General features: G+C 61.1%; 8 protein-coding genes and 1 pseudogene. 8 read left to right on the top strand and 1 reads right to left on the bottom strand.

Features of this window, described 5'->3' with window-relative positions:
- Positions 1–177: 177 nt before the first annotated feature.
- Entirely contained in the window at positions 178–2640 is a 2463-nt protein-coding gene (locus tag JFT85_RS13910; RefSeq protein ID WP_371859146.1) for a penicillin-binding protein 1A, read from the bottom strand.
- A 220-nt stretch (positions 2641–2860) separates the two neighbouring features.
- Here JFT85_RS13910 and pilM point away from each other — a divergent pair, with 220 nt between their 5' ends.
- The 8 genes and pseudogenes from pilM to gltB all read left to right on the top strand — a co-directional run bounded on the left by pilM (position 2861) and on the right by gltB (position 14555).
- A complete protein-coding gene (gene pilM, locus JFT85_RS13905; RefSeq protein WP_053254193.1) occupies positions 2861–3517 on the top strand; it encodes a type IV pilus assembly protein PilM in 657 nt (218 codons plus the stop codon).
- On the top strand, positions 3514–4065 hold the full coding sequence (locus tag JFT85_RS13900; RefSeq protein ID WP_078827639.1) for a PilN domain-containing protein: 552 nt from the start codon (positions 3514–3516) through the stop codon (positions 4063–4065). The genes pilM and JFT85_RS13900 overlap by 4 nt, the downstream gene beginning before the upstream one ends.
- Positions 4062–5033 carry a pilus assembly protein PilP gene (locus JFT85_RS13895; RefSeq protein ID WP_169875683.1) on the top strand — a complete coding sequence of 324 codons (972 nt, stop codon included), beginning with the start codon at positions 4062–4064 and terminating at the stop codon, positions 5031–5033. Before JFT85_RS13900 ends, JFT85_RS13895 begins: the two co-directional genes overlap by 4 nt.
- A 69-nt stretch (positions 5034–5102) precedes the next feature.
- Positions 5103–6430, top strand: a pseudogene (locus tag JFT85_RS13890) (type IV pilus secretin PilQ).
- Between the two features lie 4 nt (positions 6431–6434).
- Positions 6435–6953, top strand: coding sequence for a shikimate kinase AroK (gene aroK / locus JFT85_RS13885; protein WP_003209345.1), 519 nt, complete (start codon positions 6435–6437; stop codon positions 6951–6953).
- Positions 6954–7077: 124 nt separating this feature from the next.
- Positions 7078–8178 carry a 3-dehydroquinate synthase gene (gene aroB / locus JFT85_RS13880; protein WP_053253955.1) on the top strand — a complete coding sequence of 367 codons (1101 nt, stop codon included), beginning with the start codon at positions 7078–7080 and terminating at the stop codon, positions 8176–8178.
- 10 nt (positions 8179–8188) lie between these two features.
- Positions 8189–9757 carry an SPOR domain-containing protein gene (locus tag JFT85_RS13875; RefSeq protein WP_053253956.1) on the top strand — a complete coding sequence of 523 codons (1569 nt, stop codon included), beginning with the start codon at positions 8189–8191 and terminating at the stop codon, positions 9755–9757.
- A 352-nt stretch (positions 9758–10109) separates the two neighbouring features.
- Positions 10110–14555 carry a glutamate synthase large subunit gene (gene gltB / locus JFT85_RS13870; RefSeq protein ID WP_053253957.1) on the top strand — a complete coding sequence of 1482 codons (4446 nt, stop codon included), beginning with the start codon at positions 10110–10112 and terminating at the stop codon, positions 14553–14555.
- The last annotated feature ends 22 nt before the right edge of the window (positions 14556–14577 follow it).

Below are 14577 nucleotides of genomic sequence, written 5' to 3'. Positions count from 1 at the left end.
AACAAAAAGCCCCGGCTCTCACGAGTCGGGGCTTTTTTGTGGCGATTCGCTTGGGCCTAGTGGGGCTCCAAGGGTGGGAGCGGGCTTGCTCGCGAACGCGGTGGGTCAGTCGCCAGGTTCATTGACTGATTCTCCGCTTTCGCGAGCAAGCCCGCTCCCACATTGGATCTGCGCGAGTTAGAAGAGATCGATCGGCGCCGCCTCATCCGCCGGCAGCGGGCTGCCCGGTGCGGTGCCGTTACCCAGCTCGTTGACCGACGGCGGGGTGTCTTCGCTCTTGAACAACTCGAAGTACGCATTTGGCGTGCTGGGTGAAGCCGCACGGCCACTCACCGGATCGATCCGCAGGCTGAGAATGCCTTCCGGCTCAGGTTGGGTGTGCAGCGGCTTGTCTTTCAAGGCCGCGCCCATGTAGCTCATCCAGATCGGCAGGGCGACGGTGCCACCAAACTCGCGACGACCGAGGCTTTCCGGTTGGTCATAACCAGTCCATACGGTGGTCACGTAATCACCGTTGTAGCCGGAGAACCAGGCGTCCTTGGACTCGTTGGTGGTACCGGTCTTGCCGGCGATGTCTGCACGGCCCAAGGCCAGGGCACGACGGCCGGTGCCTTTCTTGATCACGTCTTCCAGAATGCTGTTGAGGATATAGGTGGTACGGCCATCCACGATACGTTCAGCTACCGCCGGTGCTTGTGGCTCGGTTGGCGCCGGGGCGTTTGCAGCTGGCGCTGCGCCGGGTGTCGGCTCGATGGTGATGCCACCGTTGCTCGGTGCGGCGATGCCATCAGGTGCTGCAACCCCGTTGACCACATCGCCCGGCACGCGCGGCGGGTTGGCGGTGAACAGTGTGTCGCCATTGCGGCTCTCGATCTTGTCGATCAGGTACGGCGTGATCTTGTAGCCGCCGTTGGCAAAGGTGCTCCAGCCGGTGGCGATTTCCATCGGCGTGAGGGTCGCGGTGCCGAGGGCCAGGGACAGGTTGGGTGGCAGGTCCGACTTGTTGAAGCCGAAGCGCGTCATGTAGTCGATAGTCTTGCCAACGCCCATCGCCTGCAGCAGGCGGATCGACACCAGGTTACGCGACTTGTACAGCGCCTCGCGAATACGGATCGGGCCGAGGAACGTGTTGGTGTCGTTCTTCGGACGCCAGACCTTGTCCAGGTACTCGTCGACAAACACGATCGGCGCATCGTTGACCAGGCTGGCGGCGGTGTAGCCGTTGTCCAGTGCAGCGCTGTAGACGAACGGTTTGAAGCTTGAGCCCGGCTGGCGCTTGGCCTGGGTGGCGCGGTTGTAGTTGCTTTGCTCGAAGGCAAAACCACCGACCAGGGCGCGGATGGCACCGTTCTGCGGGTCAAGAGACACCAGCGCGCCTTGAGCCACAGGCACCTGGCTGAATTTCAGGCTGTCGTCTTTCTGGCGTTTTACGCGGATCAAGTCACCCACCTGCGCCACGTCCGACGGCTGCTTGGGCATCGGGCCCATGCTGTTGGTGTTCAGGAACGGGCGTGCCCACTTCATGCTGTCCCACGACACATGGCCTTCACCGGTGCGGGTCAGTACTTGCACGCCATCCTTCTTCACTTGGGTGACGATGGCTGGCTCCAGGCCGCTGATGGGGCGCTGTTTGCTAAGTTCGGTGGTCCAGGCGCTCAGGGTTTTGCCGGGCAGGCGCGATTCGGGGCCGCGATAGCCATGGCGCTGGTCATAGGTGACGAGGCCGTCATGGACAGCGTTGTTGGCGATGTCCTGCAAGTTGCTCGGAACGGTGGTGGTCACACGGAAGCCTTCGGTGTAGGCCTCGCTGCCATAACGGCCGACCATTTCGGCACGCGCCATTTCGGCGATGTACGGTGCATTCACTTCCGGTGTCGGCACGTGATAGCTGGCATTCAACGGCTCGGCGACGGCGCTTTCATAGGCGGCCTGGTCGATCTTGCCCAGCTTGTACATGCGCCCCAGGATCCAGTCGCGACGCTCTTTGCTGCGCGCGGGGTTGGCCAGTGGGTTAAAGCGTGACGGGGCCTTTGGCAGGCCGGCAATCATTGCCATCTGCGCCAGGCTGGCGTCACGAATCGACTTGCCATAGTAGACCTGGGACGCCGCTTCGATCCCGTAGGCGCGGTTGCCCAGGTAGATCTTGTTGACGTACAGCTCAAGGATTTCGTCCTTGGTCAACTGACGTTCGATCTGCAATGCCAGCAGGATTTCAGTGGCTTTACGCGAAAAGCTGCGCTCGCTGGTGAGGAAAAAGTTCTTCGCCACCTGCATGGTGATGGTGCTGCCGCCGGACTGAATGTGTCCGCTTTTTACCAGCTGTGTGGCGGCACGCACCAGGCTGCTGGGGTCTACGCCGTAGTGATTGGCGAAATTATCGTCTTCAGCCGACAGCAGCGCGTTAATGAAATTGGGTGGAATGTCGGCGAAACGGATCGGTGTACGGCGCATTTCGCCGAACTCCGCGATCAGTTTTTCATCGCTGCTGTAAACCCGCAAAGGAATCTGCAACTGGATACTTCTGAGCGCCTCTACGGAAGGCAAACCCGGACTAAGGTAGAGGTAGGCACCGCTGAGTACGAGCAGCAGCCCGCAGACGATCGCGACAATGGAGTACCCGAAAAACTTCAGCAGACGAATCAAGGCTTTTGGATTTCCAGAGAAAAGAATGAGTTAGGCGTCGGGGCATGCATGGCAAACGATGGATCGACCCGAGCAGCAGATAAAAAGCGGGAAAAAACGCTGGGCATTAAAGCATTTTCGGCTTGGGGCGTCATTCGTGCCAGTTAAACAAGTCGACCGAATGCACCGCACCCGGCCGCAATCAGGCGGTATGACAGGCAAAGTTTTGGGGAGTTTTATGAGAAAGGGATTTTTCAGGCGAAAAGCCGACACGCTGCTGGGCGTCGACATCAATGACGCAGCTATCAAGCTGATTGAGCTGGCCCATTCAGCCAGTGGCTACAGCGTTCAGTCCTATGCTGCGCAGGCGTTGCCTGCCAATGCCGTGGTCGATGGCACGCTGTTGGACCTTGAAGCGATAGCGCGGACGTTGCAGCAGGCGTTATCTCGCTTGCACACGTCCGCCCGGCAGGCGGCCGTGGCGGTGTCGGGCCCATCGGTCATCACGCGGGTGATCGAAATGGAAGCGGGGCTCAGTGACGAGGAAATGGTCTGGAAAATCCAGATGGAGGCCGACCAGTACATTCCTTACCCGTTGGACGATGTTGCCATTGATTTTCAGGTCCGTGGCCCGTCGCCCCAGGGCGCGGCGCGGGTCGAGGTGTTGCTGGCGGCCTGCCTCAAGGAGCAGGTCGAGGCCCGCGAAGCGGTTTTGGCCCTGGCCGGGCTGGCGGCGCGAGTGGTGGACGTCGAAGGGTTTGCATTGGAGCGCGCTTGCCGTCAGGATTTCGCCAGCTTCACGCCGGGCCATCGGGTTGATGGCGCACAATGGGCCGTGGATGCCCACGGGATGGGAGTTGCTTGCGGGTTGGCCCTGAGGAGTTTCGCTGGATGACACGAATCAATCTTTTGCCTTGGCGCCAGGCGCTGGCGGAGCGGCGGCGCAAATACTTCCTGATATTCCTGCTGGCGTTCGCCGGTGTGGCGCTCGCGGCGGTTTGGCTGGCGGACCAGGTCATCGATCAGGCTATAGACCGTCAGGTGACGCGCAACAATCACCTGACTAAAGACGTCGCCGTTCAGGACGCCCGCATCAAGACCATCGACGACTTGCAGGAGCAAAGCCAGCAACTGGCTGCGCGCATGAAGGTCGTTCAGGACCTGCACGAATCCCGCTCGGCCAGCGCCCAGCTGTTGGACCAGTTGGCCCGTGCGGTGCCGGATGGGGTGCATCTGCACGAGGTTGTAGCCAGGGGCAACACCGTGAGTGTCAGCGGCAGTGCCGAATCCAGCCAGGATATCGCCCAGCTGATGCGTCGCCTGGAGGCATCAGAAGGTGCTCACGCCACGCGACTGCAACAGGTACGTGCGCAAGGGCAAGGTGGTGGCAACGCCTTTCAATTGATGGTGCGCCAGGGGGAATCCACCGAGGCCCAGCCATGAGCCTGCCCAGGCTCGACTTTTCCACGCTCTCTCACAACGCTGCTAAATGGCCCCTGCCGGGCAAGGTTCTGCTGGGCTGCGCGCTGGCAGGTCTGGTGTGGGGGGTGGGCGATGGTTGGTTGCTGACGCCGGCAGGCGAGCGGTTGCACACGTTGGAAGCGCAGGCAGTGGCGCTGCAACAGGACCTCGCACAAAAGGCTGGGTTGGCAGACAGTCTTGAGCACCGTGCCCGCCAGGAGCAGGTGATGCAGGAGGCGGTTGGCGGGCTGTTACGACAATTGCCCGGTGAGTCGGATATGCCTGGCTTGCTCGACGACATTGCGCGGCTGGCGGCTGCCAACGGTTTGGTGGTCGAGGGCGTCACGGTCCTCGACGAACTGTCTCTGCCGCTCTTCATCGAGGAACCGGTGCAGGTGGCGGTTTTTGGCGCCTACCATGACCTGGTGACGTTCGTGAGTGCCTTGGGCGGGTTGTCGCAGATCGTCACTGTGCACGATGTTGCGCTTCGCTCTGATGGGCCGTTAGTGCGCCTTGAGCTACTGGCCAAGGCTTATCGCGGCAGGTTGCCTGGCGGCAAGCCTGAGCGCGTTGTCGAGCCGGTGGCGCAATTTGTCTACGATGCGACCTCTTTGCGTGATCCGTTCCAGCCCCCTGCCTCGCAGGCCTATCACGCGCCAGGCCAGCCGGCACCTGCACCGGACTTCGCGCGTAAACGTGGAGTGCTCGAAGGTCTGGCCCTCGATCAAGTCGAAATGGTCGGCACCTTGTCCCGCGGCACACAAACCTTCGTCCTGCTGCGCGCAGCCTCGGCTGTGCACCGCCTGGCGGTGGGTGACTACCTGGGCCCCAACCACGGCCGGGTCACAGCCATTCATGCCGGCCATATCGAGCTGGCCGAGCTGTTCCCGGATGAGCAGGGCGCATGGCTGCAGCGCTCGCGAACCCTGGTGTTAACTATCAACTCATAACGGAATCAACCAATGAAAAGGACTTTCTCGTCCTTCGGTGTGGCGCTATGGATAGCGTTCACGGCACCGATGGCTTTTGCTGTGCCCAATCGCCTGGACCTGATCCAGCTGCCACCTCCCGGCAGCTCGGCGTTGAGTACCCACTATTCCGGCGACAAGCTGCCCTCAACTTCCAGGACATCGCTTTGCGCGCTGTATTGCAGCAGATTGCGGATGTCGCCGGGCTTAATCTGGTGGCCAGCGACGATGTGCAAGGCTCCATCACCTTGCGGCTCAAGGAGGTGCCCTGGGATCAGGCACTGGAGCTGGTGTTGCAAGCCAAGGGGTTGGACAAACGTGTGAAAGCCGGTGTGTTGCTGGTGGCGCCGGCCGAAGAGTTGGCCGCACGCGAACTGCTGACACTGGAGGCGCGCAAGCAAATGGCCGAGTTGGCGCCCTTGCGCCGGGAACTGTTGCAGGTCAATTACGCCAAGGCGGCGGACCTGGCCAAATTGTTCCAATCGGTCACCAGCCTGGAAGGCATCCCCGATGAGCGCGGTTCGGTCGCCGTGGATGAACGTACCAACAACATCATCGCCTACCAGACCGGCGAACGGCTCGAAGAGCTGCGGCGGATCGTGGCGCAGCTGGATGTCCCGGTGCGCCAGGTGATGATCGAGGCGCGAATCGTTGAAGCCAATGTCGATTACGACAAAAGCCTTGGCGTGCGCTGGGGTGGGCGCCTCAACCGTGGCAATTGGGGGGCGGGCGGTATCAACAAACCGTTGGCCGAGGGCGCTGAACCGTCGGAAAGCCTGCCCAGCTCGCCGTTTGTCGACATGGGTTCGCTCACCGGTACTTCAGGCCTGGGTATCGCTTATATCACCGACAACCTGCTGCTGGACCTTGAGCTGACGGCCATGGAGAAAACCGGCAACGGTGAAATCGTCTCGCAGCCCAAGGTGGTTACCTCTGACAAGGAAACCGCGCGGATCCTCAAGGGCACCGAGATCCCTTATCAGGAATCCACCTCGCGGGGTGCCACGTCGGTGTCGTTCAAGGAGGCCTCGCTGTCGCTGGAGGTGACGCCACAAATCACCCCTGATGGCTGGGTGGTCATGGAGGTCAAGGTCACCAAGGACGAGCCTGACTATCTGAACAAGCTCAACGACGTGCCGCCGATCAAGAAAAACGAAGTCAACGCCAAGGTGCTGGTCAAGGATGGCGAGACCATCGTCATCGGTGGGGTTTTCTCCAATACCCAAAGCAAAGTGGTAGATAAAGTGCCATTTTTGGGCGATGTGCCGTATCTTGGCCGCCTTTTCCGGCGCGATGTGCTGGCGGAAAGAAAATCCGAGCTGCTGGTATTCCTGACTCCGCGTATTATGAATAACCAGGCGATTGCTGTGAGTCGTTGATTCTGTGCGAAATTTGATTCTTGTAGGACCGATGGGGGCTGGAAAAAGCACCATCGGCCGTTTGCTGGCCAAAGAGCTGCGCCTGCCGTTCAAAGATTCCGACAAGGAAATTGAATTGCGCACGGGTGCCAATATCCCATGGATCTTCGATAAGGAAGGCGAGCTGGGCTTTCGCGACCGCGAGCAGGCGATGATTGCCGAGCTGTGCGGCTGCGATGGCGTGGTATTGGCCACCGGCGGCGGCGCCGTCATGCGCGATGAAAACCGCCGGGCACTGCATGCCGGTGGCCGCGTGGTCTATCTGCACGCATCGGTCGAGCAGCAGGTGGGCCGCACCGCCCGCGATCGCAACCGCCCATTGTTGCGCACGGCCGACCCGGCAAAAACGTTGCGGGACTTGCTGACGTTGCGTGATCCGCTTTATCGGGAAATCGCCGATCTGGTGGTGGAAACCGATGAGCGGCCGCCACGAATGGTCGTTCTCGACATTCTTGAACGCCTGGCACAGTTGCCGCCCCGTTAAAGCCTGGCCCGAAATGCGCTATTCTCGGCGACGCGTTATCAGCCTTCGGGGTGTGGCGTAGAGCCATCAGGCGGCGTCAGATCCGAGCGTTGCCGATCGTACATATATCTTCACGCGGGGACACATGCAGACACTTAAGGTCGATCTAGGCGAGCGCAGCTACCCAATCCATATTGGCGAAGGTTTGTTGGACCTGCCCGAATTGCTCGCTCCGCATATTGCCGGGCGGCAGGTGGCGATCATCTCCAACGAAACGGTCGCGCCGCTGTATCTTGAGCGTCTGAGCCGCAGCCTCGCGGCGTATTCGGTGATCTCAGTGATCTTGCCTGACGGCGAGGCCCACAAGAACTGGGAAACCCTGCAACTGATCTTCGATGGGCTGCTGACTGCGCGCCATGACCGTCGTACCACCGTGGTCGCCTTGGGCGGCGGTGTGATCGGCGACATGGCCGGTTTTGCGGCAGCCTGCTACCAGCGCGGTGTGGACTTTATCCAGGTGCCGACCACCTTGCTTTCCCAGGTCGATTCGTCGGTGGGCGGCAAGACGGGCATCAACCACCCGCTGGGCAAGAACATGGTCGGCGCGTTCTATCAGCCCAATGTCGTGCTGATCGACACCGCCACCCTCAACACGCTGCCGCCGCGCGAGTTGTCGGCGGGGCTGGCAGAAGTCATCAAGTACGGACTGATCTGCGACGAGCCGTTCCTGACCTGGCTCGAAGAACATATGGATGCCCTGCGCGCGCTGGACCAGGTGGCGCTGACTGAAGCGATTTCTCGTTCCTGCGCGGCCAAGGCGCTGGTGGTGAATGCCGATGAGCGGGAGTCCGGTGTACGCGCCACGCTGAACCTGGGCCACACCTTCGGCCATGCGATCGAAACGCACATGGGCTATGGTGTGTGGTTGCATGGGGAAGCCGTAGCGGCTGGCACAGTGATGGCATTGGAAATGTCGCAACGCCTGGGCTGGATCAGTGCCCAGGAGCGGGACCGGGGTATACGCCTGTTCCAGCGCGCCGGCTTGCCGGTCGTTCCACCCTTGGAGATGACCGAGGCGGATTTCCTCGAACATATGGCAATAGACAAGAAAGTGATCGACGGTCGCCTGCGACTGGTGTTGCTGCGCCACATGGGCGAAGCGGTAGTGACCGACGATTATCCGAAAGAGATTTTACAGGCCACGCTGGGAGCGGATTACCGCGCCCTGGCCCAGCTTAAAGGTTAATAAGATCCCGATGACTAGTTTGCATGCCGACGAGGCGTTCCTCGGCCATTACCAGTTAAGCCATGACCCTTTTGCTCCGCGGGTGCCTGGTTTCAAATTTTTCCCTGCCCAGCGCAAGCCGGTGCTTGGCCAATTGCACCATCTGGCGCGCTACAGCCAATTGCTGCTGGTGGTGACCGGCCCGTTGGGCAGTGGCAAAACCCTGCTGCGCCAGGCGCTGGTTGCCAGCACCAACAAGCAATCGGTCCAGAGCGTTGTGGTGTCGGCCCGTGGTGCGGGGGATGCGGCGGGTGTGCTACGCCAGGTGGCTCAGGCGCTGAATGTGTCCAATGCCGAGCCGAACGCGATTCTCAAGCAAGTGGTGCAACTGGGCCTGACCGGGCAAGAAGTGTATTTGCTGGTCGATGACGCCGAACAACTCGACGAGTCTGCCCTGGAAGCGCTGCTGGCGCTGGCGGCGGGCACGCCCGAAGGTCGCCCGCACGTGTTCCTGTTTGGCGAGTCGTCGTTGATCGCCGATCTGGAGCAGATCAGTGGTGATCAGGAGCTGTTTCACGTCATCGAATTACAACCGTACGAAGAGGAAGAAACCCGCGAATACCTGGCTCAACGCCTTGAAGGCGCCGGGGCCGGTATCGAACTTTTCTCCGCTTCGCAGATCTCTGATATTCACGAAAGCTCCGACGGCTGGCCTGGCACCATCAACCAGGTTGCCCGGGATGCCTTGATCGAAGCCATGATTGCAAGCCGCTCTGCGGTTAAGCGTCCAAAGATGGGGTTTACTATGCCTAAGAAGCACGTATTGGCTATTTCCGCCGTTGTCGTGGTCGCTGTTGCCGCCGCCTGGTTGATTCCGGGCCGCAGCAAGGCACCCGCCACCGCCGGTGCGCCAACCGAACAGGCGCAGTTGCCACTGGGCAAACCCACGCCAAATGTCGAATTCGCCAACTCCGGCCAGCCGACCAACCTGCCGATGGTGGGTCAGCCGGTGATGCGCGGCCCGCTGGCCGAAGCCGCCGGTGGTATTTCCGAAGGCGATGACGGTGTGCCGGTGGAAGGCTCCAGCGCCACGCCGCCAACCGTGACCACGACTGCGCCGCCTGCAGGCGTGCCAGCGGGCCCGGCAGCCACTCCAGCGGCCAAGCCGACCCCGGCACCGACCGTCGCTACCGCCAAGCCAGCTCCGGTTGCCAAGCCAGTCGCGCCTGCGCCAGTGGCCAAGCCGGCGCCAGCCGCCAAGCCCGCTGAGAAACCTGCCGCCGTTGCCAAAGCGGCTGCGCCTGCCGCCGCGGGCAGCAGCTGGTACACCAGCCAGCCGGCCGGCCACTTCGTGGTGCAGATCCTCGGTACCAGTTCCGAAGCCAACGCTCAGGCGTTCGTGAAAGAGCAGGGCGGCGAGTACCGTTATTTCAAGAAAGTGCTCAACGGCAAGCCTCTCTACGTGATCACCTACGGCAGCTTCCCAAGCCGTGCAGCAGCTGATTCCGCGATCAAAGCCTTGCCAGCGAAGGTTCAGGCTGGTAAACCTTGGCCTCGCACTGTTGCCAGCGTTCAACAAGAACTCGCAACAACTCGCTGAAGATTCGGCGGCCTTACCCAGGCCGCCTCTCCCGGCACCTCAAAAAAATCCGCAAGTGCGTGCTGCCCTCAAGGCCGCGCGCTTTGTGGTGTCTGCGTCACAGTAGCTTTTGAGTCGTAGCGGTCAGAATTAAAAAAGTTTTGACTAGCACAGCATATCGCTTTAAACCTTTCATAAATGCGACATAGATTTGCGACATTTCGTCGCTAAATTTGTGAGCGTTCGTGTCGGTGTGTACAATGACCTCCCTTTTGCCCCCGCAAAGCTGGCGTACGTTCGGCGTGGAAGGTAACGGGTTGAATTGAAAAGAAATTTGCCTCGGTAACAGAGGCAGCCTGGTGAGAAAGTGTCTATGAAAGCAGGTCTGTACCAACCCGATGAATTCAAGGATAACTGCGGTTTTGGCCTGATAGCCCATATGCAGGGCGAGCCCAGTCATACCCTTTTGCAAACGGCCATCGAGGCCCTGACCTGCATGACCCACCGCGGTGGGATCAACGCCGACGGCAAAACCGGTGACGGTTGCGGCTTGCTGATTCAAAAGCCCGACCAGTTCCTGCGTGCTGTCGCAAAAGAACAATTTGCTGTCGACCTGCCCAAGCAGTACGCCGTGGGCATGGTGTTCTTCAACCAGGACCCGGTCAAAGCCGAAGCCGCTCGCGAGAACATGAACCGCGAGATCGTGGCTGCCGGTCTGCAACTGGTGGGCTGGCGCAAAGTGCCGATCGACACCAGCGTGCTCGGCCGTCTGGCCCTGGAGCGCCTGCCACAGATCGAACAAGTGTTCATCGCCGGCGATGGCCTGAGCGATCAGGACATGGCGATCAAGCTGTTCACCTCGCGTCGTCGCTCGTCGGTGTCCAACGCCGCCGATACTGACCACTACATCTGCAGCTTTTCGCACAAGACCATCATTTATAAAGGCCTGATGATGCCGGCGGATTTGACCGCCTTCTATCCAGACCTGAGCGACGAGCGCCTGCAAACCGCAATCTGCGTGTTCCACCAGCGCTTCTCCACCAACACCTTGCCGAAATGGCCGCTGGCTCAGCCATTCCGCTTCCTCGCCCATAACGGCGAGATCAACACCATCACGGGTAACCGCAACTGGGCCGTGGCCCGTCGCACCAAGTTCGCCAACGACTTGATGGACCTCGAAGAGCTCGGCCCGCTGGTCAACCGCGTGGGCTCCGACTCCTCCAGCATGGACAACATGCTCGAGCTGATGGTCACCGGCGGCATCGACCTGTTCCGTGGCGTGCGCATGATCATTCCGCCAGCGTGGCAGAACGTCGAAACCATGGACCCGGATCTGCGTGCGTTCTACGAGTACAACTCGATGCACATGGAGCCGTGGGACGGCCCGGCCGGTGTGGTCATGACCGACGGCCGCTACGCGGTGTGCCTGCTCGACCGTAACGGTCTGCGCCCGGCGCGTTGGGTCACCACGACCAACGGTTTCATCACCCTCGCGTCGGAAATCGGCGTATGGGACTACAAGCCTGAAGATGTCATCGCCAAAGGCCGTGTCGGCCCTGGCCAGATCCTGGCGGTGGACACCGAAACCGGGCAGATCCTCGACACCGATGCGATCGACAACCGCTTGAAGTCGCGTCACCCGTACAAGCAATGGCTGCGCAAGAACGCCCTGCGCATCCAGGCGACCATGGAAGACAACGACCACGGTTCGGCTTTCTATGACGTCGACCAGCTCAAGCAGTACATGAAGATGTACCAGGTCACGTTCGAAGAGCGCGACCAGGTGCTGCGTCCGCTCGGCGAGCAAGGCTACGAGGCCGTCGGCTCCATGGGCGATGACACGCCAATGGCCGTGCTGTCCCAGCGCGTGCGCACGCCGTACGACTATTTCCGCCAGCAGTTCGCCCAGGTGACCAACCCGCCGATCGACCCGCTGCGCGAAGCCATCGTGATGTCGCTGGAAGTGTGCCTCGGTGCCGAGCGCAACATCTTCCAGGAATCGCCTGAGCACGCTTCCCGCGTCATTCTCAGTTCGCCGGTGGTTTCCCCGGCCAAATGGCGCTCGTTGATGACCCTGGAGCGCCCAGGCTTCGACCGCCAGATCATCGACCTGAACTACGACGAGAGCCTCGGCCTTGAAGCCGCTGTGCGTAACGTCGCCGATCAGGCCGAAGAAGCTGTGCGCGCCGGTCGTACCCAGATCGTGCTGACCGACCGCCACATCGCGCCAGGCAAACTGCCGATCCACGCTTCGCTGGCCACGGGTGCTGTGCACCACCGCCTGACCGAAAAAGGCCTGCGCTGCGACTCCAACATCCTCGTCGAAACCGCCACTGCCCGCGACCCGCATCACTTTGCGGTGCTGATCGGTTTTGGCGCCTCGGCGGTGTACCCGTTCCTTGCGTACGAAGTGCTGGGCGACCTGATCCGCACCGGTGAAGTGCTGGGCGACCTCTATGAGGTGTTCAAGAACTACCGCAAGGGCATTACCAAGGGCCTGTTGAAGATCCTGTCGAAGATGGGCATCTCCACCGTCACCTCGTACCGTGGCGCTCAATTGTTCGAAGCCATCGGTCTCTCCGAAGAGGTCTGCGACCTGAGTTTCCGGGGTGTGCCGAGCCGCATCAAAGGTGCGCGTTTCGTCGATATCGAAGCCGAACAGAAAGCCCTGGCGGCCGAAGCCTGGAGCGCGCGCAAGCCGATCCAGCAAGGCGGCCTGCTCAAGTTCGTCCACGGTGGCGAATATCACGCGTACAACCCGGATGTGGTCAGCACCCTGCAAGCCGCTGTGCAGCAGGGCGACTACGCCAAGTTCAAGGAATACACCGCGCTGGTGGATAACCGCCCGGTGTCGATGATCCGCGATATGTTCAAGGTGAAAACCCTGGACACCCCGCTGGCGATCAGCGAAATCGAACCACTGGAATCGATCCTCAAGCGTTTCGACTCCGCCGGTATCTCCCTGGGTGCTTTGTCGCCTGAGGCCCACGAAGCCCTGGCCGAAGCCATGAACCGCCTGGGTGCGCGTTCCAACTCCGGCGAAGGCGGTGAAGACCCGGCGCGCTACGGCACCATCAAGAGCTCGAAAATCAAGCAAGTGGCGACGGGTCGTTTCGGTGTAACCCCGGAATACCTGGTTAACGCTGAAGTGCTGCAGATCAAAGTCGCCCAGGGCGCCAAGCCCGGTGAGGGCGGCCAACTGCCAGGCGGCAAGGTCAACGGCCTGATCGCCAAGCTGCGTTATGCAGTGCCGGGCGTGACGCTGATTTCGCCGCCGCCGCACCACGACATCTACTCCATCGAGGATTTGTCGCAGCTGATTTTCGACTTGAAACAAGTCAACCCGCAGGCCCTGGTCTCGGTGAAGCTGGTCGCAGAAGCCGGCGTAGGCACCATCGCCGCCGGTGTGGCCAAGGCCTATGCCGACCTGATCACCATCTCCGGCTACGACGGCGGCACCGGCGCCTCGCCGCTGACCTCCATCAAGTACGCCGGCGCGCCGTGGGAACTGGGCCTGGCTGAAACTCACCAGACCCTGCGCGGCAATGACCTGCGCGGCAAAGTCCGGGTGCAGACCGACGGTGGCCTGAAAACCGGCCTCGACGTGATCAAGGCCGCGATCCTCGGCGCCGAAAGCTTTGGCTTCGGGACTGCGCCAATGATCGCCCTGGGCTGCAAATACCTGCGCATCTGCCACCTGAACAACTGCGCCACCGGCGTCGCGACGCAGAACGAGAAGCTGCGCAAAGACCACTACATCGGCACCGTCGACATGGTGGTGAATTTCTTCACCTACGTCGCCGAAGAAACCCGTGAGTGGCTGGCCAAGCTGGGCGTGCGTTCGCTGGAAGAGTTGATCGGGCGTACCGATTTGCTCGACATCCTCGAAGGCCAGACCGCCAAGCAACAGCACCTGGACCTGACGCCGCTGTTGGGCAGCGACCATATCCCGGCAGACAAGCCACAATTCTGCCAGGTGGATCGCAACCCACCGTTCGACAAAGGCCTGCTGGCCGAGAAGATGGTCGACATGGCCAGCGCGTCGATCAACGACGCCAGCGGTGGCGACTTCGCTCTGGATATCTGCAACTGCGACCGTTCCATCGGCGCACGCATCTCCGGTGAAATCGCGCGCAAGCACGGCAACCAGGGCATGGCCAAGGCGCCGATCACCTTCCGTTTCAACGGCACTGCCGGCCAGAGCTTCGGCGTGTGGAACGCCGGTGGCCTGCACATGTACCTGGAAGGTGACGCCAACGACTACGTGGGCAAGGGCATGACCGGCGGCAAGCTGGTGATCGTTCCGCCTAAAGGCAGCATCTACAAGACTCAGGACAGTGCCATCATCGGCAACACCTGCTTGTACGGCGCTACCGGTGGCAAGCTGTTCGCGGCCGGTACTGCCGGTGAGCGTTTCGCCGTGCGTAACTCCGGTGCCCACACCGTGGTGGAAGGCACCGGCGATCACTGCTGTGAGTACATGACCGGTGGCTTTGTCGCGGTACTGGGCAAGACCGGTTACAACTTCGGTTCGGGCATGACCGGCGGTTTCGCCTACGTGCTGGACCAGGACAACACCTTCGTCGACAAGGTCAACCACGAGTTGGTCGAGATCCAGCGGATCAGCGGCGAAGCCATGGAGTCCTACCGGAACCACTTGCAGCACGTGCTGGACGAGTATGTCGAGGAGACCGGCAGCGAATGGGGTCGTAACCTCGCCGAAAACCTCGATGATTACCTGCGTCGTTTCTGGCTGGTCAAGCCCAAGGCTGCCAACCTGAAATCGTTGCTTTCCAGCATCCGTGCCAACCCGCAGTGATATGCGCCTGAAGAGTTTGATG

Source organism: Pseudomonas sp. TH04 (genome assembly GCF_016651355.1).
In the GTDB taxonomy this organism is placed as follows: domain Bacteria; phylum Pseudomonadota; class Gammaproteobacteria; order Pseudomonadales; family Pseudomonadaceae; genus Aquipseudomonas; species Aquipseudomonas fluorescens.
This window is presented reverse-complemented; position numbering and strand designations above follow the sequence as displayed.